Source organism: Streptomyces sp. NPDC002309 (assembly GCF_053593375.1).
The window spans coordinates 60,737-86,785 of the sequence record NZ_JBSFCI010000033.1 but is presented as its reverse complement, the minus strand read 5'-3'; the positions used below and the strand labels follow the sequence as shown (position 1 = coordinate 86,785).

The window sequence follows — 26,049 nt, the reverse complement described above, 5'->3', positions numbered from 1 at the left end:
CCGGTTCCTGGCGTTCCCTGGTCGGCCGCTTCCGGCTTCTCGCGTTCCCTGGTCGGCCGCTTCCGGTTCCTGGCGTCTCCTGGTCGGCCGCTTCCGGTGTCTCGGGTCCCCTGGTCGGCCGCTTCCGGTTCCGCGCGTCCCCTAGACGGCCGCTTCCGGTTCCTCGGTCTCCTCGGCCGTCCGCTTCCCGTCGGGCTTCTCGGGCAGCTCCGCCGCCAGCGCCGCCGCGGCCTGCACCAGGGGCAGCGCCAGCAGCCCGCCGGTCCCCTCGCCGACCGACACCCCGTGGTCGAGCAGCGGCTCCAGCGCCATCCGGTCCAGCGCCTTGGCCTGCCCCGGCTCCCCGCTGTCGTGCGCGGCCAGCCACCAGTCCGGCGCCCGGAACGCGACCCGCTGGGCCACCAGCGCGCAGGCCGCGGCCACCACTCCGTCCAGGATCACCGGCGTCTTGCGCACGGCGCACTGGAGCAGGAACCCCGTCATCGCGGCGACGTCGGCCCCGCCGACCGCCGCCAGCAACTGCAACTGGTCCCCGAGCACCGGCCGCGCCCGCCGCAACGCGTCCCGGATCGCCGCGCACTTGCGCATCCACACCAGGTCGTCGATCGCGACCCCGCCGCGCCCGGTCACCACGGACGCGTCGGTCCCGCACAACGCGGCGACCAGTACCGCGGCCACCGTGGTGCCGCCCACGCTGACATCACCGAGCACCACCAGATCCGTACCGGAGTCGGCCTCCTCGTCGGCGACCGCGACCCCGGCCCGGAACGCCGCCTCGGCCTCCCCGGCCGTCAGCGCGTCCTCGATGTCGATCCGCCCGCTCCCGCGCCGCACCCGGTGCCTGACGACGTCCTCGGGCAGGGCCCCCGGATCGCAGTCCAGCGCCATGTCCACGACCCGCACCGGCACATCGAGCCGCCGGGCGAGCACCGACACCGGCCGCCCGCCCTCCAGTACGTCGCGCACCAGTTCCACGGCGCTGCCCGCGGGCCGCGCCGACACCCCCAGCTCCGCGACACCGTGGTCACCGGCGAACAGCACCACCCGCGGCCGCACGACCGGCCGCACCGGTACGGCACCCTGCGCCGCCGCCAGCCATTCACCCAGGTCGTCGAGGCGTCCCAGCGAACCGGGGGGCACGATCTGACGCTCCCGGCGCGCCTCCGCGTCGCGGCGCACCCCGCCGTCGGGGCGCTCGATCAGATCGGTGAAGTCGTCGAGATTCAGCGAGCTCATTCGCCGAACAGTACCGGCCCCGGTCGAACGGGACGGCGCCACATGGCGACCACGAACACGCCACATCGTTGCACCCAAGATCGGTATCCCCTACGTTCCGTTTTGCAGCGGATTGTCATACGTCCCTCCCCGCTCTGTCCGTCGCGCCCCGGGAGCCGCCCATGTCGCCGTCCGCCCCCTCCGTCCCGCTGGCGATCGACCTGCGCCGCACCAAATACCTCGCCGAACTCGCCCAGGGCACCGAGCGCTTCCACGCGCCGCGCCGTGAGAGCTGCCCCTGGTGCGGCGGGCAGCGCCTGCGCGTCCGCCTCACGGCACCCGATGTGATCCAGGGCAAGCCCGGCACCTTCACCGTCGAGGAGTGCGAGGAGTGCGCCCATGTCTTCCAGAACCCGGGCCTCACGCCCGAGGGCATGGCCTTCTACCACCGTGACCGGGACGGGTTCGAGCGCCCACCCGTTTGCCGCCGCGACCGCGCGCGGGTCCGTGCGGTGCTGCACCTCGCGCAAGCGGAGCCGGAGAGCTGGCTGGACGTCGGGACGGGCGACGGCGACTTCCCGGCCGCCGCCCGGGAGTTGCTCCCGTACACCTCCTTCGACGGCACGGACCCCACGCCCCGGGTGCTGCGCGCCCGCGCGACGGAACGCGTGGAGGAGGCCTACGCCGGTCACCTCACCACCCCCGGCCTGCTCGGCCGGCTGCGCTCCCGCTACGACGTGGTGAGCGTCTTCCACCAGCTGGAACGGGCGCCGTCGCCCCGTGAGGAACTCAAGGCGGCGATCGCGGCCCTGCGACCCGGCGGACACCTGGTCCTCGAACTGGCGAACCCGCACAGCGCCCTCGCCGCGCTGCTGGGCAAGTGGTGGCCCGCCCACGCTCAGCCCCACCAGCTCCATCTGCTTCCCCCGGCCAACGTCCACAAGGCCCTGGAGGACGGCAACTGCACGATCCTCACCACCGACGAGGCGGCCGCGCATCTCCCGGGAGACCTCGCCACCGCGGTGACCCGGGCCCTGGCCCGGACCCTCCCGTCCCCCGACACCCCTTGGCGCGCCGCCCCGCCCACGGTCCTCCAGCACACCGCGCGCACGGTCCTCACCGCGGCGACCGCCCCCGTACGCCTGACAGCCGTGGCCCTGGACCACGCCCTGTCGCCCCTGGCACGCCGCGGCGGCTTCTCCAACGCCTACCGGGTGATCGCCCGCAAGAACCCCCAGCCCTAGGTGCTCTGTCCGCGGAGGTCGTGGACGGATGGGGCAGGTCTCGGCGCGCCGGACGGTCCCAGGGCGGCGGCCGGGTGCGCCCGCGCCCTGCCGTCAGCCGCGCAGCACCACGGCCTGACCCGCCACCACCAGCAGCACCTGCTCGCACTCGGACGCGAACGCCGCGTTCAGACGGCCGAGTTCGTCCCGGTAGCGTCGCCCGGACGCGGTGGCCGGGACGATGCCCGAGCCCACCTCGTTGGACACGGCGACCATCACCCGGCCGGTGCCCCGCACCGCGTCCGTCAGCGCGTGCACGCGTTCGCGCAGCGCCTTCTCGCCGCCGTCGGCCCACTCCGCGTCGTCCCACGCGCCCACGGCGTCCATCGCGTCCGTCAGCCACAGCGACAGGCAGTCGATCAGCAGCGGCGGCCCCTCCTGCGCGAGGAGCGGCACCAGGTCGCAGGTCTCCACCGTCCGCCACGACCCCGGCCTGCGCTCCCGGTGCGCGGCCACCCGCTCGGCCCACTCGCCGTCCCCGCCCCGGGTCCCGCCCGTCGCCACGTAGAGCACGTCGGGGAACGCCTCCAGCCGCCGCTCCGCCTCCACCGACTTGCCCGAGCGCGCCCCGCCCAGCGCCAGCGTCCGGCGCGGCACGTCCGGCACGTTCTCGTACGCGCCGACCGCCAGGCTCGTCCCGTCCCGCACGGCCCGCGCCCCCGCCGCGGCGAGCCGCCGCCGCACCTCGGGCCCGGGCGGCACGTCGTGGTCCAGATGCACGGCGACGACGTCCGTCGTCGGCCCGACCGCCCCCACCGCCCGCAGCCGGGCCAGCGCGTCCGGCCGCCCCACGACGTCGAGGAGCACCATGTCGTAGGGCTCCGCCGTCGTGGTCCCCTCCTCCAGGCCGGCCGGCGCGCAGCCCGGCGGCAGATACAGCAGCCGCTTCCCGTCGGGCCCGGTCACGGAGTACCCCGTCCCCGGGGAGTCCATCGCCAGCGCCCGCACCCGATGACCCGTCAGCAACGCCAACTCCCGCCCGTCCGGCACCCGCCCCGGCTGCGGCAGCCCGGCCGGCACCTCCACCGGCGGTCCGTTGTGCGGGTGTGACAGCAGCACCTGCCGCACCCCCGTGAGCGACCGTCCCGCCCGCGCCGCCGCGAAGGCCGCGCCGGGCGTCAGGTCGAGCAGCAGCGCCCCGTCCACGAGCACGGCGGTCGCCGCCCGCGCGTCGGCACCGAGCGCGGTCGCGCACGCCGCACAGGGACAGTCGGTGCGGGGAAGCCCCGCGGGGGCGCCGGTGCCGAGCAGAGTCAGTTCCACGATCCGATTTTCGCCGGTCGCCGCCCGTCATGCGCGCCCGGGAGGGCCCGTCGGACGCGGCCGGAGGGCGGTCGAGGCCGGGGGGTGCGCCGACGGGCGGTTCCGCCGCGCGGGCGCGAACGGCTCCCGCGGCCCCGATGTGACCGATCACCCGCGGTCTGATGACCACTCACCCGGTGGAACGCATAGGCTCAGGGCCCGGTGCCGGACCGAGATCCGGCCCGGCTCTGCAGGTGCCGACAGCTGGGAGGCCTACATGGCGGCATGGACGTGGCGGTTCGAGAAGGCCGACGGGACGGAGGTCCAGCCCGCGGTGCAGCCCGAGGAGTTCACCACACAGGGCGACGCGGAGTCCTGGCTCGGGGAGCACTGGAAGGACCTGCTGGCCGGGGGCGCGGACCAGGTGAGGCTGTCCGAGGACACCACCGAGATCTACGGGCCGATGAGCCTGCACGCGGACCAGGACTGACGGGGCGGGGCGGCCGGCCGGCCGCCCTTCTCACCGCCCCTCACTGCTCGCCCAGGGTCACGTCGACCGTCCGCTCGCGGCCGTCGCGGGTGAAGGTCACCGTCGTCCGCCCGCCGGGCCGCCGCGTGGCGAGCGCCTCGGCGAGCGAGGTGAGGCCGGTGACGTCCGTGTCACCCACCGCGGTGATGACGTCCCCGGGCCGGATGCCGGCCTCGGCCGCCGCCTCACCCGGGTGCACCTCGACGACGGCCACCCCGGCCGGCCGGTAGTCCTCGTCGACGACGGTACGGCCCGTGATGCCGAGCGCCGCCCGGCCCGAGTCCGTCACCCGGCCGTCCCGGACGATCTGACCGGCGATCGACCGCACCGTCGACGCCGGGATCGCGAACCCGATGCCGGGCGCCGCGCCCTCCCCGAGGCCCGGGTCGGTCGCGGACAGCGACGGGATGCCGATCACCTCCCCGTCGAGGTTCACCAGGGCGCCCCCGCTGTTGCCCGGGTTGATGGCCGCCGACGTCTGCACCATGTCGGCGATCGTCGCGCCCGGGACGCCGCCCTCAGCGGGCCCCGTGACGGTCCGTCCGGTCGCGGAGACGATCCCCTGGGTCACGCTGGACGACAGCCCGAGCGGTGACCCCATGGCCAGCACGATCTGCCCGACCTCGACCTTCGCCGAGTCCGCGAACGCCGCCGGGCGCAGCCCCCGGGGAGGCCGGTCCAGCCTCACCACGGCAAGGTCCTGCTCGGGGTACGAGGAGACGAGCCGCGCCGCGAGCTGGTCCTCGCTGTTGGCGGTCGTCACCCGGAACGTCCGCTGCCCACCGACGACATGCGCGTTGGTGACGACGTGGCCCTTGTCGTCGAAGACCACCCCGGAACCCAGCTCGCCGGGGCCCTGGATCTGCACGACCGACGGCAGGACCTCCTTGATCACCCTCTGGTAGTCGCTCTGCAGCTCGTTCGCCGCCCTCGGTGCCAGGGCCCGCGCGGTCGTCCGCCCCGCCTCCGGCGCCGCTTTGCCCACGGTGCAGCCGGGAACGAGGAGGAGGCAGCACAAGGGGCCCACGACGCGGCGCGCCACCCGGACAGGGCGAGCTTCCATGCCCCCGAGTCTGGCTTTCCCGGCCTGCCGGGTCCCGCGCTGTACGCCCGAACGGGATCAGCCGCGCACGCCGCACAGATGCAGCAGCGCCGCGACCCCCCGGTACGGGTCCGTGCGGCCGGCCCGTTCCTCCACCGTCAGCAGCGTCTCCACGTCGGCCGGTGGCTGCGCCTCGTCGGCCGCGGTGTCGGTGAAGACCCGCACGCCGTACCAGGCGTGCAGCGGAGCCCCGATCCCGGCGAGCGTGGCCGTCAGCGTGCCCAGCCGGTCGGCGCGGACGTCGAGGCCCAGCCGGTTGCGGTACGCGGTGGTGTCGAAGGCGGTCAGGGCGGTTCCCCAGTCGCCGGACAGCCCCGGCCGCAGTGCCAGCGCGTCCCCGTTGCGCACCAGCAGCGACAGCAGCCCGCCAGGCGCCAGCATCCGCGCCAGCCCCGCGAGCAGCGGATCGGGATCGTCGACGTACATGAGGACGCCGTGGCAGAGCACGAGGTCGAAACCGCCGGGCAGGAAGTGGACCCCGGTGTCCCGGCCGTCCCCCTCGACGAGCCGCACCCGCTCGCGTATCCCCTCCGGCTCGGCGTCGAGCGCGGAGCGCGCCGCGGCGAGCATGGTGGCGTCCTTCTCTATGCCGGTCACCTGGTGTCCGGCACGGGCCAGCCGCAGTGCCTGCGTGCCCTGGCCCATCCCCACGTCGAGCACCCGCAGCCGCTGTCCGACGGGGAAGCGCCCGGCTATCTGCTCGTCGAGCTGCCGGGCCACCATCTCCTGCCGTACGACGTCACGCAGCGCGCCCAGTCCGTTCAGCCAGGCCTTCGCCGCGTCCGCGGGCAAAGGCGTCGCGCTCAGGGCCGCTCTCCGCGCTTGACCTGCGGCTTGGGCAGCCTGAGGCGGCGCATCTGGAGGGAGCGCATCAGGGCGTAGGCGACGGCGCCCCGCTTGTTCTCGTCGGGGAAGCGCTCCGCGAGCCGCTTCTTCAGCCGGTACCCGGTGAGCACGGAGTCCAGGACGATCAGCACGATCACGACCAGCCACAGCAGCAGCGCGATGTTCTGCAGCGAGGACACCCGCACCATGCTCAGCACCAGGATGACCACGGCCATCGGCAGGAAGTACTCCGCGATGTTGAATCGCGAGTCCACGAAGTCACGGGCGAACCGGCGCACCGGGCCCTTGTCGCGCGCCGGCAGGAACCGCTCGTCACCGCCTGCCAGCGCCTGGCGCTGCCGCTCCATGGTGGCGCGGCGCTCCTCGCGCTGCCGCCTGGCGGCATCCTTGCGCGTCATCGACGTGTTGGCGACGCTGCGGCGCTGGGACTGCGCCTCGCTGCGCTTGGGTGTCGGACGGCCCTTCGGGGCCTGCGGGTCACGGGTCTGCGGGGAGTCGGTCACCTGGGCCTGCGCGGCGGTGGCGGCCTTCTCGTCTTTGGCACGGCTACGGAACACAAAACCCAAGGGTAAGGGGTCGAGGGGCATGGACCCCAGTCCCGCGGGGAACGATCCCGCAACACCAGTCGTCTGTAAGGGGACAGACGGGACGATGTGTACGCTCTCGGATCCTCCCGGACCCCTCGGGACATACCCCGGGATCACCTACTCCCTGGGCCGGAGCGGGAGCGCACTCAGTCGTCCTTGGGGATGAGCGCATCCGTCCCCGAACAGTGCGGTAATGGATGCAGGGCCCGTACTGTGGGTTCTGTCGCAGGAGCTGGAGCCGGAGTCCGTCAGAAGGGGGCGCGCGAAGCCCATGAGCGGTGTCATGAAGCGTATGGGGATGATCTTCCGCGCGAAGGCGAACAAGGCCCTTGACCGGGCCGAGGACCCGCGCGAGACCCTCGACTACTCGTACCAGAAGCAGCTGGAGCTGCTCCAGAAGGTCCGCCGCGGTGTCGCGGACGTGGCCACCTCGCGCAAGCGCCTGGAACTCCAGCTCAACCAGCTGCAGAACCAGTCCACCAAGCTGGAGGACCAGGGCCGCAAGGCGCTGGCGCTGGGCCGCGAGGACCTCGCCCGTGAGGCGCTCTCCCGCCGGGCCGCGCTCCAGCAGCAGGTCACGGACCTCGAGACGCAGCACGCGACGCTCCAGGGCGAGGAGGAGAAGCTCACCCTGGCCGCCCAGCGCCTCCAGGCCAAGGTCGACGCCTTCCGCACCAAGAAGGAGACGATCAAGGCCACGTACACCGCGGCCCAGGCCCAGACCCGCATCGGCGAGGCCTTCACCGGCATCTCCGAGGAGATGGGCGACGTCGGGCTGGCCATCCAGCGGGCCGAGGACAAGACCGCCCAGCTCCAGGCCCGGGCCGGCGCGATCGACGAACTGCTCGCCTCCGGCGCCCTCGACGACCCCACGGGCATGGCCAAGGACGACATCCAGGCCGAGCTGGACCGCCTCTCCGGTGGCACGGACGTGGAGCTCGAACTGCAGCGCATGAAGGCGGAGCTGGCGGGAGGCACCGGCGGGGGACAGCAGGCCATCGAGGGCGGCAAGGACCAGACCCCGTCGCAGCAGCAGCCGCAGGACACCCCGCGCTTCGACAAGCAGTAGCCACCCACCGGAGGGCGACATGATCGTACGGATCATGGGGGAGGGGCAGGTGAGGCTGGCCGACAGCCACCTCACCGAGCTGAACAAGCTGGACGACGAACTCCTGGCGGAGATGGAGAACGGCGACGGCCCCGGCTTCCGCCGCACCCTCCAGGCCCTCCTGGGCAAGGTCCGCGAGCTGGGCGAGCCGCTGCCGGACGACTCCCTCGAACCCTCGGAGCTGATCCTCCCCTCCTCCGACGCGACCCTGGAGGAGGTCCGCGAACTGCTCAGCGACGACGGCCTCATCCCCGGCGGCTGACGAACGGAGCGGGCCGAACGGCACGAGCGCGGGCGGCCCCCGTTCCGCGCCCCGCGCCCTACCCGTACCGTTGACGGGCGTGAGCACCCTGGAAAGCGCCCGGCGGCGTCTGACGGCGCACCCCGCGGCGCTGGACGCGGCGCTGGCGGCCGGCGTACTGGCCTGCATGGTGGCCGGGTCCTTCGTGGACCCGCGCGACAAGCACGGCGTGGACTGGGTGCTGCGCACCCCGGACCCCCTCAGCCTCCTCCTGATGGTGCTCGCCGCCGGCGCACTGGTGCTGCGCCGTCGCTCCCCGCTGCGGGTCCTCGCCCTGACCGGCGGTTTCTCGGTCGTCGAGTTCGTCCATGGCGACCCCCGCGCACCGGTCGCCATGGCCGCGGTGGTCGCCCTGTACACCGTCGCCGCCACCACCGACCGCTCCACCACCTGGCGCGTCGGCCTGCTCACCATGACCCTGCTGACCGGTGCCGCCATGCTCGCCGGCCCGCTGCCCTGGTACGCGCAGGAGAACCTCGCCGTCTTCGCCTGGACCGGCATGGCCGCGGCCGGGGGCGACGCGGTCCGCAGCCGCCGGGACTTCGTGCAGGCCATCCGCGAGCGGGCCGAGAAGGCGGAGCGCACCCGCGAGGAGGAGGCCCGCCGCCGGGTCGCCGAGGAACGGCTGCGTATCGCCCGCGACCTGCATGACGTGGTCGCCCACCACATCGCCCTGGTCAACGTGCAGGCCGGGGTCGCCGCGCACGTCATGGACAAGCGCCCCGACCAGGCCAAGGAGGCTCTGGGGCACGTACGGGAGGCCAGCCGTTCGGCGCTCAACGAGCTGCGCGCCACGGTCGGTCTGCTCCGCCAGTCCGACGACCCCGAGGCCCCCACCGAACCCGCCCCCGGCCTGGACCGCCTCGAAGAGCTCGTCGGCACCTTCCGCAGCGCCGGCCTGCACGTGGAGGTCGCCCGCACCGACCACGGCACCAGCCTGCCCGCCGCCGTCGACCTGGCCGCCTACCGGGTCATCCAGGAGGCGCTGACCAACGTCCAGAAGCACGCCGGTACGGCCGCCAGGGCCGAGGTCAGCGTCGTGCGGGTGGGCCAGAACGTCGAGATCACGGTCCTCGACGACGGCTCCGGCGACGACGACGGCCCCGTCTCCGGGGGCGGCCACGGACTGCTCGGCATGCGCGAGCGGGTCACCGCCCTGCGCGGCACCCTCACCACCGGTCCCCGCTACGGCGGCGGTTTCCGTGTGCATGCGATCCTGCCGGTCAAGACCCGCGCCGCCTCAGCGAAGGACCCCGTATGACGATTCGTGTCCTGCTCGCCGACGACCAGGCACTGCTGCGCAGCGCCTTCCGCGTGCTCGTCGACTCCGAGCCGGACATGGAGGTGGTCGGCGAGGCGTCCGACGGGGCGGAGGCGGTACGGCTGGCGAAGGAGCGGCACGCCGACGTCGTGCTGATGGACATCCGGATGCCGGGCACCGACGGCCTCGCCGCCACCCGGCTGATCAGCTCCGACCCCGGCCTGGCCCATGTCCGGATCGTCATCCTGACCACCTTCGAGGTCGACGACTACGTCGTGCGGTCGCTGCGCGCGGGCGCCTCCGGCTTCCTCGGCAAGGGCTCCGAGCCCGAGGAACTGCTCACCGCCATCCGGGTCGCGGCGGGCGGCGAGGCGCTGCTCTCCCCGGCCGCCACCAAGGGCCTGATCTCCCGCTTCCTCGCCCAGGGCGGCGACGGCCACGACGGCGAGCGCGACCCGGCCCGTGCCGAGCGCCTCGACGCGCTGACCGTGCGCGAGCGCGAGGTGCTGGTCCAGGTCGCGGGCGGACACTCCAACGACGAGATCGCCGAGCGCCTGGAGGTCAGCCCGCTGACGGTGAAGACGCACGTCAACCGGGCCATGGCCAAGCTCGGCGCCCGCGACCGGGCACAGCTCGTGGTGATCGCGTACGAGTCCGGGCTGGTACGTCCGAGGGTGGACTGACCCCGGTCCGCCGTACTGCGGCGGGAGTAGGCACCGCGTAAGAAATGGTCCCAGCGGCGACGGATCACCGTCCGGCGATGGCTCAGGGTGTAGGTACGGGCGCTGACGTGTGCCCGGAGCTTTCGCCTCAGGCCACAGAAGAGAGACGCTGACCCATGTCCTGGCTGTCGAGATTCAGCCTCGCCCAACGGGCCCTGATAGGGCTGATGTCGATCATCGCGCTCGCCTTCGGGGCGATCGCGATACCCCAGCTCAAGCAGCAACTGCTGCCCACCATCGAACTGCCGGTGGTGTCGGTCCTCGCCCCGTACCAGGGCGCGTCCCCGGACGTGGTCGAGAAGCAGGTCGTCGAGCCGCTCGAGGACAACCTCGAAGCCGTCGACGGCATCACCGGCGTCACCTCCACGGCGAGCGAGGGCAACGCCGTGATCATGGCGTCCTTCGACTACGGCAACAACACCGCCCAGCTCGTCGCCGACGTCCAGCAGGCCGTCAACCGCGCCCGCGTCCAGCTTCCGGACGACGTCGACCCGCAGGTCATCGCCGGATCGACCGACGACATCCCGACGGTCGTGCTCGCCGTCACCTCCGACGAGGACCAGCAGGCGCTGGCCGGCCGGCTGGACCGGACCGTCGTACCGGCCCTGGAGGGCATCGACGGCGTCGGCCAGGTCACGGTCGACGGCGTGCGCGACGTCCAGGTCTCCGTCACCCCCGACGACGGCGACCTGGCCCGGGCCGGACTGACCCTCCAGAGCCTGGTCCCGGCCCTCCAGGCGGGCGGAGCCACCGTCCCGGCCGGCTCCTTCGACGAGGACGGCGGCAACCGCACCGTGCAGGTCGGCGGCCCCTTCACCTCGCTGGAGCAGATCGAGGACCTGAGGATCACCGGGGAGGGCGTCAAGAAGCCCGTACGCCTCGGTGACGTCGCCGAGGTGAGCGAGCGGCCGGCCAAGGCGGACTCCCTCACGCGCACCAACGGGAAGCCGAGCCTCGCCGTCGCCGTCACGATGGACCACGACGGCAGCGCGGTCGCCATCTCCGAGGCGGTCGAGGACAAGCTGCCCGCGATGCGCGCGGACCTCGGCTCCGGCGCCACCGTCACCGTGGTCAGCGACCAGGGCCCTGCGGTGTCCAAGTCCATCGAGGGACTCACCACCGAGGGCGCGCTCGGCCTGGTCTTCGCGGTCCTGGTGATCCTGGTCTTCCTGGCGTCGATCCGCTCCACCCTGGTCACCGCGGTGAGCATCCCGCTCTCCGTCGTGCTGGCCCTGATCGTGCTGTGGACGCGGGACCTGTCCCTGAACATGCTGACGCTGGGCGCCCTGACCATCGCCATCGGCCGCGTCGTGGACGACTCGATCGTGGTGCTGGAGAACATCAAGCGCCACCTCGGCTACGGCGAGGAGCGCCGGTCGGCGATCCTGGTCGCCGTCCGCGAGGTGTCCGGCGCGGTGACGTCCTCCACGCTCACCACGGTCGCCGTGTTCCTGCCGATCGGTCTGGTCGGCGGCATGGTGGGCGAGCTGTTCGGCGCGTTCTCCCTCACCGTCACGGCCGCCCTGCTGGCCTCGCTGCTGGTCTCGCTGACGGTCGTACCGGTCCTGTCGTACTGGTTCCTGCGCGCCCCCAAGGGCACCCCCGGGGACGCCGAGGAGGCGCGCCGCCTGGCCGAGGAGAAGGAGGCCCGCAGCAAGCTCCAGCGCTTCTACGTGCCCGTCCTGCGCTTCGCCACCCGGCGCCGTCTGACCAGCGTGGCCATCGCGGTCGTGGTCCTGCTCGGCACCTTCGGCATGGCACCGCTGCTCAAGACCAACTTCTTCGACCCGGGCGAGCAGGCGGTCCTCTCCGTCAAGCAGGAGCTCAAGCCCGGCACCAGCCTGGCCGCGACCGACGCCCAGACCAAGAAGGTCGAGCGGCTGCTCGCGGACACCGAGGGCGTCAAGGACTACCAGGTGACGGTCGGCTCCTCCGGCTTCATGGCCGCCTTCGGCGGCGGCACCGACTCCAACCAGGCCTCGTACTCGGTGATGCTCGAGGACTCCGCCTCGTCCGCGGACGTCCAGGACCGCATCGACGCGGGCCTGAGGAAGCTCGACGGCATCGGCACGACCACCGTCTCCGTCGGCGACGGCTTCGGCAGCCAGGACCTCAGCGTGGTCGTCAAGGCGGCCGACGCGGACGTGCTGCGCGAGGCCTCCGAGGAGGTCCGCAAGACGGTCGCGGGCCTGGACGACGTCACGGACGTCACCAGCGACCTGGCGCAGAGCGTGCCGCGCATCTCCGTGACCGCCAAGCCCTCGGCCGCGGCCGCCGGGTTCGACGACCGGACGCTGGGCGCGGCCGTGGCCCAGGCGGTGCGAGGCACCAAGGCGGGCAGCGCGACGCTGGGCGACACCGAGCGGGACATCGTCATCACGTCCGAGAAGCCGGCCGACACCCTCGCCGAGCTGCGCGGGCTGCCGCTCGGCCCGGTGAAGCTGGGTGACATCGCGACCGTGAAGGAGGTGGACGGGCCGGTCTCCATGACCCGGATCGACGGTCAGCGCGCGGCGACCGTCACCGCCAGGCCGACCGGTGACAACACGGGCGCGGTCAGCACCGAGCTGCAGCGCAAGCTCGGCGAGCTGGACCTCCCGGAGGGCGCCACCGCCCAGATCGGCGGCGTCTCCGAGGACCAGGACGACGCCTTCGCGAACCTGGGCCTGGCGATGCTGGCGGCCATCGCGATCGTCTTCATGCTGCTGGTCGCGACCTTCCGCTCGCTGGTCCAGCCGCTGATCCTGCTGGTCTCCATCCCGTTCGCCGCGACGGGCGCGATCGGTCTGCTGCTCGTGACGGGCACCCCGATGGGCGTCCCCGCGATGATCGGCATGCTGATGCTGATCGGCATCGTGGTGACCAACGCGATCGTGCTGATCGACCTCATCAACCAGTACCGCAGGCAGGGGTACGGCGTCGTGGAGGCCGTGGTCGAGGGTGGCCGCCACCGGCTCCGCCCGATCCTCATGACCGCGCTCGCGACCATCTTCGCCCTGCTCCCGATGGCGCTGGGCATCACCGGTGAGGGCGGCTTCATCGCCCAGCCGCTGGCGGTGGTCGTGATCGGCGGCCTGATCAGCTCCACCCTGCTGACCCTGCTGCTGGTCCCGACGCTCTACGCGATGCTGGAGCTGCGCAAGGAGCGCCGGGCGAAGAAGCGGGCGGCCAAGCGGCTGGTGAAGCCGGAGATCCCGGCGGAGCCGAAGCCGGAGCCGGCGCAGGTCTGAGGCGCCTGAGGGCATGACGAAGGGGGCCGCACCCTAGAGGTGCGGCCCCCTTCACCTGTGCGAGGTACGTGCCGGAGGCTACGGCAGCGCCAGCATCCGCTCCAGCGCCAGCTTCGCGAACGCCTCGGTCTCCTTGTCGACCTCGATCCGGTTGACCAGCTTGCCCTCGGCCAGCGACTCCAGGGCCCACACCAGGTGGGGGAGGTCGATGCGGTTCATGGTCGAGCAGAAGCACACGGTGCGGTCCAGGAAGACGATCTCCTTGCCCTCCGGCGCGAAACGATTCGCCAGCCGGCGCACCAGGTTCAGCTCGGTGCCGATGGCCCACTTGGAGCCGGCCGGCGCGGCCTCCAGGGTCTTGATGATGTACTCCGTCGAGCCGACGTGGTCCGCGGCCGACACCACCTCGTGCCTGCACTCGGGGTGGACCAGCACGTTCACTCCGGGGATGCGCGCGCGGACCTCCTCGACCGAGTCGAGGCTGAAGCGGCCGTGCACCGAGCAGTGGCCGCGCCACAGGATCATCTTGGCGGCCCGCAGCTCGTCGACGGTCAGACCGCCGTTCGGCTTGTGCGGGTTGTAGAGGACGCAGTCGTCGAGGGACATGCCCATGTCCCGTACGGCGGTGTTCCGGCCGAGGTGCTGGTCGGGCAGGAAGAGCACCTTCTCGCCCTGCTCGAACGCCCAGTCCAGGGCCCGCTCGGCGTTGGAGGAGGTGCAGATGGTGCCGCCGTGCTTGCCGGTGAACGCCTTGATGTCCGCGGACGAGTTCATGTAGGAGACGGGCACGACCTGCTCGGCGATCCCGGCCTCGGTCAGCACGTCCCAGCACTCGGCGACCTGCTCGGCCGTCGCCATGTCGGCCATCGAGCAGCCGGCGGCCAGGTCCGGCAGTACGACCTTCTGGTCGTCGCCGGTCAGGATGTCCGCGGACTCGGCCATGAAGTGCACGCCGCAGAAGACGATGTACTCCGCCTCGGGTCGCGCCGCCGCGTCCCTGGCCAGCTTGAAGGAGTCGCCCGTGACGTCCGCGAACTGGATGACCTCGTCGCGCTGGTAGTGGTGGCCGAGCACGAAGACCTTGTCGCCCAGCTTCTCCTTGGCCGCGCGGGCACGCTCGACCAGGTCCGGGTCGGACGGCGACGGAAGGTCGCCGGGACACTCGACGCCGCGCTCGCTCTTCGGGTCGGCCTCACGGCCGAGGAGCAGCAGGGCGAGGGGCGTCGGCTGTACGTCGAGCTCCTGGGTCTGGGCGGTGGTCACGACACACACCCTTTCTGTTCTGCGGCTCGCCGGTCCGGGAAGCCGGACCGACGGGACATTCGGGACATCTTCCCCGACTTCTCGTCGGAATGACGCTATCTATCATAACCGCTTCACGTCAGTTTGACGACGGCCATAGTGTCGGTGTGACGTGAATCCTGGCGCCTCGCTGTCGAATGGCGTTCTCCCGCTGTCCATGACTGCTGTGCGCCCGCCGCGGCATGTGCGAGCATGAAGAGGGCGCCAAGGAGAACAGAACACGGGCCCGGCCCGGAATGAATCCGCGTCCCCGCCGGTTGCAACCGTCGGCAAGCAGTCTCCGTACAACCCGGGAGAGATGTAGATGTCCGTATCGGACGAGTCCACCACCGTCACCGACGGCATCCGCGTGACCGACGCCGCCGCGTCCAAGGTGAAGGCGCTGCTCGACCAGGAAGGCCGTGACGACCTCGCCCTGCGCGTCGCCGTCCAGCCCGGCGGCTGCTCCGGCCTGCGCTACCAGCTCTTCTTCGACGAGCGCTCGCTCGACGGCGACGTCGAGAAGGACTTCGGCGGGGTCAAGGTCGTCACCGACCGCATGAGCGCCCCGTACCTGGGCGGCGCCACCATCGACTTCGTGGACACCATCGAGAAGCAGGGCTTCACGATCGACAACCCGAACGCGACGGGTTCCTGCGCCTGCGGCGACTCCTTCAACTGAGCGGTCGCGCCACACGGCGGAAGTGAAGGCGGCGGCTCCCCGCGAGGGGGGCCGCCGCCTTCGTGTTCCGGGTCACCGGGGCAGCCGGGCCCCCGGCTTCTCCAGAGGTACGGCCCTGCCGTCCGTCCCGACCACCCTCCGGTCGCCGAGCGGCTCCTCCAGTTGTACGGTCCGGTGCTGCACCTTCGCGATCAGGATGCAGACCTTGTCCTTCCAGGGCCTCTCGGTCACCGTCACCGTCACCTCGCCGGGCGTCTCGACCGCCTTCGCCGTGTAGTCGGCGCACACCCCTCCGGTGAAGCTCACGGTCAGCTCCCTGCCCTCGGCGGTGTAGCCCTCCACCCGGACGTCCCTGGTGCCCGGCCGGTCACCCGGTTCGGACGGCGGGGGGCTGGGCCGCCCCTCCGGCGCCGCCGCGCCGAGATACCTCGGGTCGATCGCCGGATACGTCACCGTGTGGCTGTCCCGGGCACCCGGCGCCCGCACCTCGAACAGCCAGGCCGGTACCAGCGCGGGCCGGGTGCCCACCGAGTGCGAGGCCAGCCCGAACACCGCGTCCTCGACGGTGATCGGCTCCCGCGGCGGGGCGCCCGGCGCCTCCTCGCAGGGCGCGGCCGCCCGCTCACCCTCCAGCGGTACGGGACTCGCGCAGCCGCCGATACCGGCCCGCGGGGAGATGTCCTGCGCCCCGTTCATCAGCGCCAGCGTCCGCTCCGCGCTCAGGACCGGGTACGCCGCCCCCTTCTCCGGAGCCGTCAGCTGGCCGTTGGCGGCCACCACGTCGCCCTGGGCGCCGACCGTGACGCCGGTCGGCCAGCCGTACGTCGGCATCCCGCCGACCACCGGGTCGGCGTTCACCACCCGCCGGGCACCCAGGACCAGGCCGGCCTCCACCTTGGCGGAGCCCTGCCCGACCGCCTTGAGGATCGGCGCGGCCGCCTTCTTCGCCGCGTCCTCGCTCACCGGCTTGTCGCTCACCGGTGTGTCGGAACCGGTGGCGGGGGCCTCGGCGCACACCGTGGTGCTCCGGCAGTTGTCCGTGCCAGGGGCGTGGCGGTGGAAGGTCCAGGTACCGGGTGCCTCCCGGTTCACCTGGAGGCCGGGGCCCTGTCCGTCACCGCCGCCGATCCGCCAGGCCCCTCCCTCGGCGACGGGCGGCCCGTCGAGGCCGAGGGCGTCCGCGAGCCGCACCACGTCCGCCTCGGTGACCTCGTCCCTCGGCCAGTGGACGGCCGCCGAGCCGGGCCCCTGCGGGAGGGCGCCGGCGGCCTTGTAAGTGACGCCGTTCGGGTCGGGTTCGCCGGGAGCGACGCCGTTCGGGGCGCCGGGTGAGGAGTAGCCGTCGAGGGCCAGGGGCGGAGGGGTGGCGTTCTCCGCCTGGGCGCCGGCGCCCGTACCACCGCCGGGGCCGCCACCGGCCGAGGCCGCGAGGTAGGCGCCGCCGCCCCCGGCGAGCAGTACGGCGACGGCGACGGAGGCGATGACGGCGGGGGAGCGGCGCCGGGAGGGCCGGGGGACGAGGCGCGCGTCGCCGCCCGCGTCCCCCGAAGAGCCCTCCGGCGGACCTGCGGCGTCCGGTCCCAGGGCCCGGACGCCGTCCGCCTCCGGGACGGTCATGGCGTCCGGCTTCGGTCCCTGTTCCTGGGGCTGTACGTCGTCCGTCTCCGGGACGGTCACGGCGTCCGGCTTCGGTCCCTGCTTCCGGGGCTGGACGTCGTCCGCCTCCGCGGCCGGTTCGCCACCCGCCTCCGGAGCCCGTACCTGGTCCTGACCCGTGGCCTTCACCTCGTCCGGACCCGTTGCGCTCCCGTCGTCCGGGCCCGTGGCCTTCACGTCGTCCGGACCTGTGGCCTTCACGTCGTCCGGACCCGGGGGCCGTGCCTCCTCGTCCGCCTCGGCTGCCGGTTCGTCACCGGCTTCCGCTGCCGGTACGTCATCCGTCTCCGGGGCCTGCGCGTCGTCGGGCGCCGATGCCTGGATGTCGTCCGCCTCCGGTGTTCGCGCTGTGTCCGGCTCTTGGGCCTGGGCCTTGTCCGTTTCCGGGGTTCGTGCCGCGTCCGGCTCCGGGGCCTTGGCCTCGTCCGCCCCCGGAGCTCGCGCCGCGTCCACCCCCGGAGCGTCGTCCGCGACGGCGTCGCCCTCACGGGCTCCGGCGTCCTCCTGGTCCTGTGACTCCTCCGAGCCGGGCGTGCCCCGCGTGTCCCGCGAAGAATCCGGGGAGGGGCGCGTGCCGTCCCGCCCGTCGTCGTCCGGCTCGGCGGCGCCGGTCGCGCCCGCGACGTCGTCGTCGTTGTCGGGTCGCTCGGTGTTCACCGCATCGCTCCTTCGGCTGCGCAGCTCACGCTGGCGGGTCGTCTCCCGTATCCCCTCCACGGGGGACGGCGATGGGACGCAGCGGGGGAGCGCGCGGTTCCCGCGCGGGGCGGCTCAGTCGCCGTAGTCGGACATCGCGTCCAGCAGACGCGCCGACCTCGGCGGCACGGTCACACCATGGATCAGCGACGGCGGGACCGGGCGGGCGGCGTGCCGGTCGGGAGCCGCCCAGTGCGGGACCATCCGGGCGCAGTCGCCCCGCAGGGAGGCCAGGTCACCCTCGAGGTCGACGGGGGCGGGAACCGGAGCGTCGAGTTTCGTCATACTGGCACCGTAGACACGTCGGGGCAGGCGAAGAAAGATCTACTATCGGGTAGTTTTCGCCCTTTCGGGGCTGCCCGTATCGACCCCGCGTCGCGCACGCCTCCTGTCCAGCCCCCTTCCGGCCAGTACTTTGCGCCCATCGGGCCGTCCGCTTCAACGGCGCGACCGCGACCGGGTAGCGTGAATCGTCAACCCCCTCCACTCGGGAGATTCCACGCCGTGCGCATCGCAGTCACCGGCTCCATCGCCACCGACCACCTCATGACCTTCCCCGGCCGCTTCGCCGACCAGTTCGTCGCGGACCAGCTGCACACGGTCTCGCTGTCGTTCCTGGTGGACAAGCTCGATGTCCGCCGAGGTGGCGTGGGCGCCAACATCGCCTTCGGCATGGGCCAGCTCGGAACCGGCCCGATCCTGGTCGGAGCCGCCGGCGCCGACTTCGACGAGTACCGCGCCTGGCTGGACCGGCACGGTGTCGACACCGCCTCCGTGCGCATCTCCGAGACGCTGCACACCGCCCGCTTCGTGTGCACCACGGACGCCGACCACAACCAGATCGGCTCGTTCTACACCGGCGCCATGAGCGAGGCCCGCCTGATCGAGCTGAAGACCGTGGCCGACCGGGTCGGCGGCCTCGACCTGGTGCTGATCGGCGCCGACGACCCGGAGGCGATGCTCCGCCACACCGAGGAGTGCCGCTCCCGCTACATCGCGTTCGCCGCCGACTTCTCCCAGCAGATCGCCCGCATGGACGGCGAGGAGATCCGCATCCTGCTGGACGGGGCGACGTACCTCTTCTCGAACGAGTACGAGAAGGGCCTCATCGAGTCCAAGACCGGCTGGAGCGACGAGGAGATCCTCGGCAAGGTCGGCCACCGCGTCACCACCCTCGGCGCCCGGGGCGTGCGCATCGAGCGGGCCGGCGAGGACCCGATCCAGGTCGGCTGCCCCGAGGAGGAGCGCAAGCTCGAACCCACCGGCGTCGGCGACGCCTTCCGCGCCGGTTTCCTGTCCGGCCTGGTCTGGGGTGTCGGCCTGGAGCGCGCCGCCCAGGTCGGCTGCATGCTGGCCACGCTCGTCATCGAGACCGTCGGCACCCAGGAGTACGCCCTGCGCCGCGCCCACTTCATGGACCGCTTCACCAAGGCGTACGGCCATGACGCCGCCGCCGAGGTCCGCGCGCACCTGAGCTGACTACGCGAGCCGGCGGACCACATAGGCCGTGCCCCGGTCCGCCGGCTCCTCACCCACGTACTCCTGGCCCCGCATCGCGCACCACGCCGGGATGTCCAGCCGGGCCGCCTCGTCGTCCGCGAGCACCCGGACCGTGCCGCCCAGCGGCACCTCCCCGATGACCTTGGCCAGCTCGATGACCGGGACCGGGCAGAGCTTGCCCACCGCGTCCACGACGAGCGCGTCGCCCTGGACGGCCGTGCTGGGCGTCGGCTCCCCGAGCTTCTCCCGGACCGCCGCGACCGCCCCCGGCAGCACCGTGAGAAAGCGGTCGACGTCCTCCTCCGCCGCCCCGAGCGGCAGCGACACCCGCACGTTGCCCTCGCTCAGCACGCCCATCGCCTTCAGCACATGGCTCGGCGTCAGCGTGCTGCTCGTACAGGACGATCCGGACGAGACGGAGAAACCGGCGCGGTCCAGCTCGTGCAGCAGGGTCTCCCCGTCGACATAGAGACAGGAGAAGGTGACGATCCCCGGCAGCCGCCGCTCCGGATCGCCCACCACCTCGACGTCCCCGAGCAGTTCCGGCACCCGCGCCCGGATCCGTTCCGTCAGCTCCCGCAGCCGCGCGGCCTCCTGGGCGGCCTCGGCCCGCACGGCCCGCAGCGAGGCCGCCGCGGCGACGACCGCCGGGATGTTCTCGAACCCGGCCGCCCGCCCCGACTCCCGTTCGTCCGCGGGGCCTTGCGGCGCGAACCGGACTCCCTTGCGTACCGCCAGCAGCCCGACTCCCGACGGTCCGCCCCACTTGTGGGCGCTGGCGGTCAGCAGCGACCAGCCGCCCGCCACCGGACCCCATGCCAGCGACTGCGCCGCGTCCACCAGCAACGGCACCCCGGCCGCCCGGCACGCCGACGCCACCTCCTCCACCGGCTGCACGGTCCCCACCTCGTGGTTGGCCGACTGGAGACACGCCAGCGCGGTGTCGGGCCGCAACGCCTCGGCGTACTCCCGTGCCCGCACCGCGCCCTCGCGGCCCACCGCCACCTGAGTGGCCGTACCGCCGTCCTTCTCGTGCAGCTCCGCCGCATGGAGCACCGAGGAGTGTTCGACCGCTGACACGATCAGGTGACGCCCGGCGCGTCGACGTCCGGCCAGAGCACCCGCGATCCCGGCGTGCACGGCGCGTGTTCCGGAGGGGGTGAACACCAGCTCGTCGGGCCGGCACCCCACCGCCTCGGCAGCCGCCTCCCGCGCCGCGTCCAGCAGCATCCGGGCCCGCCGCCCCTCCCGGTACAGCCGTGCGGGATCGGCCCACCCCTCGTCGAGAGAGGCCAGCAGCGCCTGGCGCGCGACGGGATGGAGGGGTGCCGAGGAGGCGGCGTCGAAGTAGGACATACGGCAACGCTAAGCGCCCCGAAGGACCGCGGGGAACCGGGCGGAGGGCCGTCCGCCGCCCGCACCCGCCGGAAAACCCGCTGGTCCGGATCGGTGAACGCCCCGAACCCATCGTCAGAAGTCGCCCAGAGCCGGGCAACCGACCCCTTCGGCTGACCCGGCGGCGCGTTCGGGCACCCTCCCCGCGAACCCCCCGAGAGCGTCGGCTAGGGTTTGGTCCGCATAAACATCCAAACCCCTGCCCGACGCAGGGCGGCGACCGACCAGCGAGAAGGCCGCAGCCGACCGCGCGGGCGAGACTCTCGGGAAGGCGCTACGTGAGTCCCAACGGCTCCGACCGCTCGCCGCGGCGCCCGATGCGGCGGAAGCTGCTGCAGGCAATGACCGCGGGCCTGGTCCTGGCGACCGCCACCGGTTGCACATGGGAGGACTTCCCCCGCCTTGGTATGCCCACCCCCACCACGGAAGAGGCGCCGATCGTCCTCTCCCTGTGGCAGGGCTCCTGGGCTGCCGCGCTCGCCGTCGGCGTGCTGGTGTGGGGCCTCATTCTGTGGAGTGTCATCTTCCACCGGCGCAGCCGCACCAAGATCGACATTCCTCCGCAGACCAGGTACAACGTGCCCATCGAGGCGCTGTACACGGTGGTGCCGATCATCATCGTCTCGGTCTTCTTCTACTTCACGGCGCGTGACGAGACGAAGCTCCTCGACATGTCGAAGAAGCCCGACGTCACGGTCAACGTGGTCGGCTTCCAGTGGAGCTGGTGCTTCAACTACATCGAGAACGTCGAAGGTTCCACCGGGGACGCCAAGACCTCCAAGGAACTGAACGCGATTCCGGACCGCTACAAGAAGGAGTTCCCGGCCGACGCCGGCGGCGTCTACGCCTGTGGCACTCCGGGAGAGCGGAACCCGCAGACGGGCAACCCGGGCCCCACCCTCTGGCTCCCGGAGGGCAAGACGGTCCGCTTCGTGCTCACCTCGCGTGATGTCATCCACTCCTTCTGGGTGGTGCCGTTCCTGATGAAGCAGGACGTCATCCCCGGCCACACCAACGCCTTCCAGGTGACCCCCAACAGGGAGGGCACCTTCCTGGGCAAGTGCGCCGAACTGTGCGGCGTCGACCACTCCCGGATGCTGTTCAACGTGAAGGTCGTCTCTCCGGAGCGCTACGAGCAGCACCTCAAGGACCTCGCCAAGAAGGGGCAGACCGGTTACGTTCCCGCGGGCATCGAGCAGACGCCTCACGAGAAGAACCGGGAGACGAACCAACTGTGAGCATCCTCAACGAACCCGCGGGTGCCGCCGAGGCCGGCTCGTACGAGAACGAGCTGCCGGTGCGGCGCAAGCAGCCCGGCAACGTCGTCGTCAAGTGGCTCACGACCACTGACCACAAGACGATCGGCACGCTGTACCTGGCCACGTCGTTCGCGTTCTTCTGCATCGGTGGCGTGATGGCGCTCTTCATGCGCGCCGAGCTCGCCCGTCCGGGTACGCAGATCATGTCGAACGAGCAGTTCAACCAGGCGTTCACGATGCACGGCACGATCATGCTGCTGATGTTCGCGACGCCGCTGTTCGCCGGATTCGCGAACTGGATCATGCCGCTGCAGATCGGCGCGCCGGACGTGGCGTTCCCGCGGCTGAACATGTTCGCCTACTGGCTCTACCTGTTCGGCTCGCTCATCGCGGTGGCCGGCTTCCTCACCCCGCAGGGTGCGGCCGACTTCGGCTGGTTCGCCTACTCCCCGCTGTCGGACGCGGTCCGCTCGCCGGGTGTCGGCGCCGACATGTGGATCATGGGTCTGGCCTTCTCCGGCTTCGGCACGATCCTCGGCTCGGTCAACTTCATCACCACGATCATCTGCATGCGCGCGCCCGGCATGACGATGTTCCGCATGCCGATCTTCACCTGGAACGTGCTGCTGACCGGTGTTCTGGTCCTGCTCGCCTTCCCGGTCCTCGCGGCCGCGCTGTTCGCCCTGGAGGCGGACCGCAAGTTCGGTGCCCATGTCTTCGACGCGTCCAACGGCGGAGCGTTGCTCTGGCAACACCTCTTCTGGTTCTTCGGGCACCCAGAGGTGTACATCATCGCGCTGCCGTTCTTCGGCATCGTCAGTGAGGTCATCCCGGTCTTCTCCCGCAAGCCGATGTTCGGCTACTCGGGTCTCATCGCGGCGACCATCGCGATCGCGGGTCTGTCCGTGACGGTGTGGGCCCACCACATGTACGTCACCGGTGGTGTGCTGCTGCCGTTCTTCGCCTTCATGACGTTCCTCATCGCGGTCCCGACCGGTGTGAAGTTCTTCAACTGGATCGGCACGATGTGGAAGGGCTCGCTGTCCTTCGAGACACCGATGCTCTGGTCCACGGGCTTCCTGATCACCTTCCTCTTCGGTGGTCTGACCGGTGTCATCCTGGCCTCGCCCCCGCTGGACTTCCACGTCTCCGACTCGTACTTCGTGGTGGCGCACTTCCACTACGTCGTCTTCGGCACCGTCGTCTTCGCGATGTTCGCCGGCTTCCACTTCTGGTGGCCGAAGTGGACCGGCAAGATGCTCGACGAGCGGCTCGGCAAGATCACCTTCTGGACGCTGTTCGTCGGCTTCCACGGCACCTTCCTGGTCCAGCACTGGCTGGGCGCCGAGGGCATGCCGCGCCGGTACGCCGACTACCTGGCGGCCGACGGGTTCACCGCCCTGAACACCGTCTCGACGATCAGCTCGTTCGTGCTCGGCCTGTCGATCCTGCCGTTCTTCTACAACGTGTGGAAGACGGCCAAGTACGGCAAGCCGGTCGGCGTCGACGACCCCTGGGGCTACGGTCGCTCGCTGGAGTGGGCCACCTCCTGCCCGCCGCCGCGGCACAACTTCCTCACCCTGCCGCGGATCCGCAGCGAATCCCCGGCGTTCGACCTGCACCACCCCGACATCGCCGCGCTCGAGGAGCTCGGCCACGGCGGCCACGGTGCCAGCGCCCTCACGGGTAGCAAGGAGGCCGGCAAGTGAAGATCCAGGGCAAGCTGTTCATGTGGCTGAGCCTCTTCATGCTGGTCATGGCCACCGTCTACGGCCTGTGGTCGAAGGAGCCGGTCGGCACCACAGGCCTCTTCCTGGCCTTCGGCCTGACCATCATGATCGGCTTCTACCTGGGCTTCACGGCCCGGCGGGTCGACGTGGGTGCTCAGGACAACAAGGAGGCCGACGTCGCGGACGACGCGGGCGAGCTGGGCTTCTTCAGCCCGCACAGCTGGCAGCCGCTCTCCCTCGGCATCGGCGGCGCCCTCGCCTTCCTCGGTGTCGCGGTCGGCTGGTGGCTGCTGTACTTCTCCCTGCCGCTGATCCTGCTCGGCCTCTGGGGCTGGGTCTTCGAGTACTACCGCGGTGAGAACCGCACCCAGTAGGACCCGCCCAGCGCTCGAGGAGCCCGGACCCTCCGTCAGGAGGGTCCGGGCTCCTTCGTTCCCCACGTCTCCCACCAAGGGTGTCCCTCGTACGGATGACTCACCGCGCCGAGACTGACGAATCTTCCTAGCGTGAGGGCATGACCCACTCCTCGCGCACCCGCACGATCGCCGGTTGCACGCTGGTGGTGATCGCCCTCGGCGCGGGCGTCACCGCCTGCAGCAGCGACGGCAACCCGCTGTCCGCCGCGCCCTACGACGCGGCGGAGCACCTCACCTTCAACGGCCCCACCAAGGCCGGGAAGAAGGCGGACCCGGACAAGCCCCTGGAGATCACCTCGGAGGGCTCCGAGGGCCGGATCACGGATGTCACGGCCGTGGACGCCGCCGGGCGCCATGTCTCGGGCGAACTCTCCGCCGACGGGGGCCGCTGGCACAGCACCTCCCCGCTGGCCGCCAACGCCCACTACACGGTCCGGGTGAGCACCGAGGACGAGGACGGAGCACCCGGCCGACGGGTCGTCACCTTCGACACCGGCAAGCCCGGCACGCAGAAGCGACTGGGCGTCACCTTCGGGCCGGAGGCGGGCAAGTACGGCGTGGGCCAGCCCATCACCGCCGACCTGAGCGAGCCCGTCAAGGACAAGGCGCAGCGCGCGATCGTCGAACGCGGTCTGAAGGTGGAGTCCGACATCGTCGTGGAGGGCTCCTGGCACTGGGTCGACGACAAGAAGCTCCACTACCGGCCCAAGGAGTACTGGCCCGCCAACGCCACGCTCGAGATGCGCAGCAACCTCGACAACATCAAGATCAGCGATCGGCTGTGGGGCGGCACGGCGAAGCCCCTGAAGATCACCACGGGGGACAAGATCCTCGCCATCGCGGACGGGGCCACCCACCACATGACGGTCTACAAGAACGACAAAGAGATCAACACCGTCCCGATCACCATGGGCAAGCCCGGTTTCGACACCCGCAACGGGGTCAAGGTGGTCATCGGCAAGGAGTACTTCGTACGGATGCGCGGCACCAGCGTCGGCATCGCCGACGGCACGTCCGAGTCGTACGACCTGCCCGTCTACTACGCCACCCGGGTGACCTGGAGCGGCGAGTACGTGCACGCCGCCCCCTGGTCCGTCGGCGACCAGGGTTCGGCCAACGTCAGCCATGGCTGCGTCGGCATGAACACCAGCAACGCCTCGTGGTTCTACGAGACCGTGCGCCCCGGCGACATCGTGCAGGTCGTCAACTCCACCGGCAAGATGATGGAACCGTTCGGCAACGGCTTCGGCGACTGGAACGTCGAGTGGGCGAACTGGCGCAAGGGCAGCGCCCTGGTCACCGGCGACCCCGCGGGCCCGGCGGACTCCGAGCGGGTCAGGCTGCAGCCCCAGGCCGTCTGAGGCCCGGCGGCGCAACGCCCCCCAGGGGCGCGGGAGACCGCACGACGCGCCGTAGCGGGCCCGTGGGCGCCCGAGGCGGTCGCCCACGGCCTCTCAGGCGCTCGCGAGCTTCTTCTGCCGCAGCAGGGCGGCCAGGGCGTTCGCGAACTCCACCGGCTCCACGGGCAGGGTCACCGCGGCCTCGGCACGGCTCCAGGTGGCCAGCCAGGCGTCCTGCGGCCGCCCCATGAGCAACAGCACGGGCGGGCAGGCGAAGACCTCGTCCTTGATCTGCCGGCAGAGTCCCATGCCCCCCATGGGCACGGCCTCCCCGTCCAGGACGCAGACGTCGATCCCGCCCTTGTCCAACTCGCTGAGCACGGCGGCGGGGGTGGCGCACTCCACGTACTCCACCACCGGCACGTCCGGCGCGGGCCGCTTGCCCGCGGCCATCCGCACCTGGGCGCGGGTGTGGGAGTCGTCGCTGTAGACCAGCACCGTGGCGGTCGGCTGCATGCTTCCTCCGAGACGTCGGCGTCGTACGCACAGGCCGGGACGGAACGGCCCGATGCGGCGGATGCTACTCCCTTGAACACCTCGTCAACACCGGTTCGGACACGCCTTCCCTGGGCCATCCGGGCAGTACACACGCGGCGGACACTCCGAAC

23 protein-coding genes are annotated in these 26,049 nt (G+C 71.8%); 13 read left to right on the top strand and 10 right to left on the bottom strand.

From position 1 onward, the window contains the following. Positions 1-141: 141 nt before the first annotated feature. A complete protein-coding gene (gene cobT / locus ACWCPM_RS25735; RefSeq protein ID WP_450978629.1) occupies positions 142-1,236 on the bottom strand; it encodes a nicotinate-nucleotide--dimethylbenzimidazole phosphoribosyltransferase in 1,095 nt (364 codons plus the stop codon). A gap of 161 nt (positions 1,237-1,397) precedes the next feature. Here cobT and ACWCPM_RS25730 point away from each other — a divergent pair, with 161 nt between their 5' ends. Continuing rightward, positions 1,398-2,459 (top strand): class I SAM-dependent methyltransferase, encoded by a 1,062-nt coding sequence (locus tag ACWCPM_RS25730; protein WP_450978628.1) that lies wholly within the window; start codon positions 1,398-1,400, stop codon positions 2,457-2,459. A 93-nt stretch (positions 2,460-2,552) separates the two neighbouring features. Here the strand turns inward: ACWCPM_RS25730 and ACWCPM_RS25725 are convergent, their stop codons facing one another. Beyond that, positions 2,553-3,761, bottom strand: a complete 1,209-nt coding sequence (locus ACWCPM_RS25725; RefSeq protein ID WP_450978627.1) for a bifunctional adenosylcobinamide kinase/adenosylcobinamide-phosphate guanylyltransferase — start codon at positions 3,759-3,761, stop codon at positions 2,553-2,555. A gap of 256 nt (positions 3,762-4,017) precedes the next feature. On the opposite strand from ACWCPM_RS25725, the gene ACWCPM_RS25720 reads away from it, so the two are divergent. Further along, complete coding sequence (locus ACWCPM_RS25720) at positions 4,018-4,230, top strand: hypothetical protein (protein ID WP_450978626.1); 213 nt, start codon at positions 4,018-4,020, stop codon at positions 4,228-4,230. Positions 4,231-4,270: 40 nt separating this feature from the next. On the opposite strand, the gene ACWCPM_RS25715 is transcribed toward ACWCPM_RS25720, so the two are convergent. From ACWCPM_RS25715 to ACWCPM_RS25705, 3 genes are all read right to left on the bottom strand, one after another. Beyond that, positions 4,271-5,332: a S1C family serine protease gene (locus tag ACWCPM_RS25715; protein WP_450978625.1), complete on the bottom strand. Its 1,062-nt coding sequence runs from the start codon at positions 5,330-5,332 to the stop codon at positions 4,271-4,273. Positions 5,333-5,389: 57 nt separating this feature from the next. Continuing rightward, on the bottom strand, positions 5,390-6,091 hold the full coding sequence (locus ACWCPM_RS25710; protein ID WP_450978641.1) for a class I SAM-dependent methyltransferase: 702 nt from the start codon (positions 6,089-6,091) through the stop codon (positions 5,390-5,392). An 83-nt stretch (positions 6,092-6,174) separates the two neighbouring features. Further along, positions 6,175-6,804, bottom strand: a complete 630-nt coding sequence (locus tag ACWCPM_RS25705) for a DUF3043 domain-containing protein (RefSeq protein ID WP_450978624.1) — start codon at positions 6,802-6,804, stop codon at positions 6,175-6,177. A 271-nt stretch (positions 6,805-7,075) separates the two neighbouring features. On the opposite strand from ACWCPM_RS25705, the gene ACWCPM_RS25700 reads away from it, so the two are divergent. The 5 genes from ACWCPM_RS25700 (at position 7,076) to ACWCPM_RS25680 (ending at position 13,426) form a co-directional block, all read left to right on the top strand. Then, entirely contained in the window at positions 7,076-7,873 is a 798-nt protein-coding gene (locus ACWCPM_RS25700; protein WP_450978623.1) for a PspA/IM30 family protein, read from the top strand. 19 nt (positions 7,874-7,892) lie between these two features. Next, a complete protein-coding gene (pspAA, locus tag ACWCPM_RS25695) occupies positions 7,893-8,174 on the top strand; it encodes a PspA-associated protein PspAA (RefSeq protein ID WP_450978622.1) in 282 nt (93 codons plus the stop codon). 79 nt (positions 8,175-8,253) lie between these two features. After that, entirely contained in the window at positions 8,254-9,474 is a 1,221-nt protein-coding gene (locus tag ACWCPM_RS25690) for a sensor histidine kinase (protein WP_450978621.1), read from the top strand. Beyond that, positions 9,471-10,157 (top strand): response regulator, encoded by a 687-nt coding sequence (locus ACWCPM_RS25685; protein ID WP_450978620.1) that lies wholly within the window; start codon positions 9,471-9,473, stop codon positions 10,155-10,157. The genes ACWCPM_RS25690 and ACWCPM_RS25685 overlap by 4 nt, the downstream gene beginning before the upstream one ends. A 155-nt stretch (positions 10,158-10,312) precedes the next feature. Continuing rightward, positions 10,313-13,426 carry an efflux RND transporter permease subunit gene (locus tag ACWCPM_RS25680; protein WP_450978619.1) on the top strand — a complete coding sequence of 1,038 codons (3,114 nt, stop codon included), beginning with the start codon at positions 10,313-10,315 and terminating at the stop codon, positions 13,424-13,426. 78 nt (positions 13,427-13,504) lie between these two features. On the opposite strand, the gene nadA is transcribed toward ACWCPM_RS25680, so the two are convergent. After that, positions 13,505-14,689 carry a quinolinate synthase NadA gene (gene nadA / locus ACWCPM_RS25675; RefSeq protein WP_450978618.1) on the bottom strand — a complete coding sequence of 395 codons (1,185 nt, stop codon included), beginning with the start codon at positions 14,687-14,689 and terminating at the stop codon, positions 13,505-13,507. A 343-nt stretch (positions 14,690-15,032) separates the two neighbouring features. On the opposite strand from nadA, the gene ACWCPM_RS25670 reads away from it, so the two are divergent. Further along, entirely contained in the window at positions 15,033-15,389 is a 357-nt protein-coding gene (locus tag ACWCPM_RS25670) for a HesB/IscA family protein (RefSeq protein WP_450978617.1), read from the top strand. A 72-nt stretch (positions 15,390-15,461) separates the two neighbouring features. Here the strand turns inward: ACWCPM_RS25670 and ACWCPM_RS25665 are convergent, their stop codons facing one another. Both ACWCPM_RS25665 and ACWCPM_RS25660 read right to left on the bottom strand, forming a co-directional pair. Continuing rightward, positions 15,462-17,702: a hypothetical protein gene (locus ACWCPM_RS25665; RefSeq protein WP_450978616.1), complete on the bottom strand. Its 2,241-nt coding sequence runs from the start codon at positions 17,700-17,702 to the stop codon at positions 15,462-15,464. A 114-nt stretch (positions 17,703-17,816) separates the two neighbouring features. Continuing rightward, complete coding sequence (locus ACWCPM_RS25660; protein ID WP_450978615.1) at positions 17,817-18,026, bottom strand: hypothetical protein; 210 nt, start codon at positions 18,024-18,026, stop codon at positions 17,817-17,819. Positions 18,027-18,245: 219 nt separating this feature from the next. On the opposite strand from ACWCPM_RS25660, the gene ACWCPM_RS25655 reads away from it, so the two are divergent. Then, on the top strand, positions 18,246-19,220 hold the full coding sequence (locus ACWCPM_RS25655; RefSeq protein ID WP_450978614.1) for a carbohydrate kinase family protein: 975 nt from the start codon (positions 18,246-18,248) through the stop codon (positions 19,218-19,220). Here the strand turns inward: ACWCPM_RS25655 and ACWCPM_RS25650 are convergent, their stop codons facing one another. Then, entirely contained in the window at positions 19,221-20,597 is a 1,377-nt protein-coding gene (locus tag ACWCPM_RS25650; RefSeq protein WP_450978613.1) for an aminotransferase class V-fold PLP-dependent enzyme, read from the bottom strand. A 317-nt stretch (positions 20,598-20,914) separates the two neighbouring features. Here ACWCPM_RS25650 and ctaC point away from each other — a divergent pair, with 317 nt between their 5' ends. The 4 genes from ctaC to ACWCPM_RS25630 all read left to right on the top strand — a co-directional run bounded on the left by ctaC (position 20,915) and on the right by ACWCPM_RS25630 (position 25,402). Beyond that, positions 20,915-21,874, top strand: a complete 960-nt coding sequence (ctaC, locus tag ACWCPM_RS25645; protein ID WP_450978612.1) for an aa3-type cytochrome oxidase subunit II — start codon at positions 20,915-20,917, stop codon at positions 21,872-21,874. Further along, positions 21,871-23,604: an aa3-type cytochrome oxidase subunit I gene (gene ctaD, locus ACWCPM_RS25640; protein ID WP_450978611.1), complete on the top strand. Its 1,734-nt coding sequence runs from the start codon at positions 21,871-21,873 to the stop codon at positions 23,602-23,604. Before ctaC ends, ctaD begins: the two co-directional genes overlap by 4 nt. Further along, a complete protein-coding gene (locus tag ACWCPM_RS25635) occupies positions 23,601-23,999 on the top strand; it encodes a cytochrome c oxidase subunit 4 (RefSeq protein WP_450978610.1) in 399 nt (132 codons plus the stop codon). Before ctaD ends, ACWCPM_RS25635 begins: the two co-directional genes overlap by 4 nt. Positions 24,000-24,139: 140 nt before the next feature. After that, the gene (locus ACWCPM_RS25630; protein WP_450978609.1) at positions 24,140-25,402 is read left to right on the top strand and encodes an Ig-like domain-containing protein; all 1,263 of its coding nucleotides are present in this window, start codon (positions 24,140-24,142) and stop codon (positions 25,400-25,402) included. 93 nt (positions 25,403-25,495) lie between these two features. On the opposite strand, the gene ACWCPM_RS25625 is transcribed toward ACWCPM_RS25630, so the two are convergent. Then, a complete protein-coding gene (locus tag ACWCPM_RS25625) occupies positions 25,496-25,897 on the bottom strand; it encodes a hypothetical protein (protein ID WP_450978608.1) in 402 nt (133 codons plus the stop codon). Between the last annotated feature and the right edge of the window lie 152 nt (positions 25,898-26,049).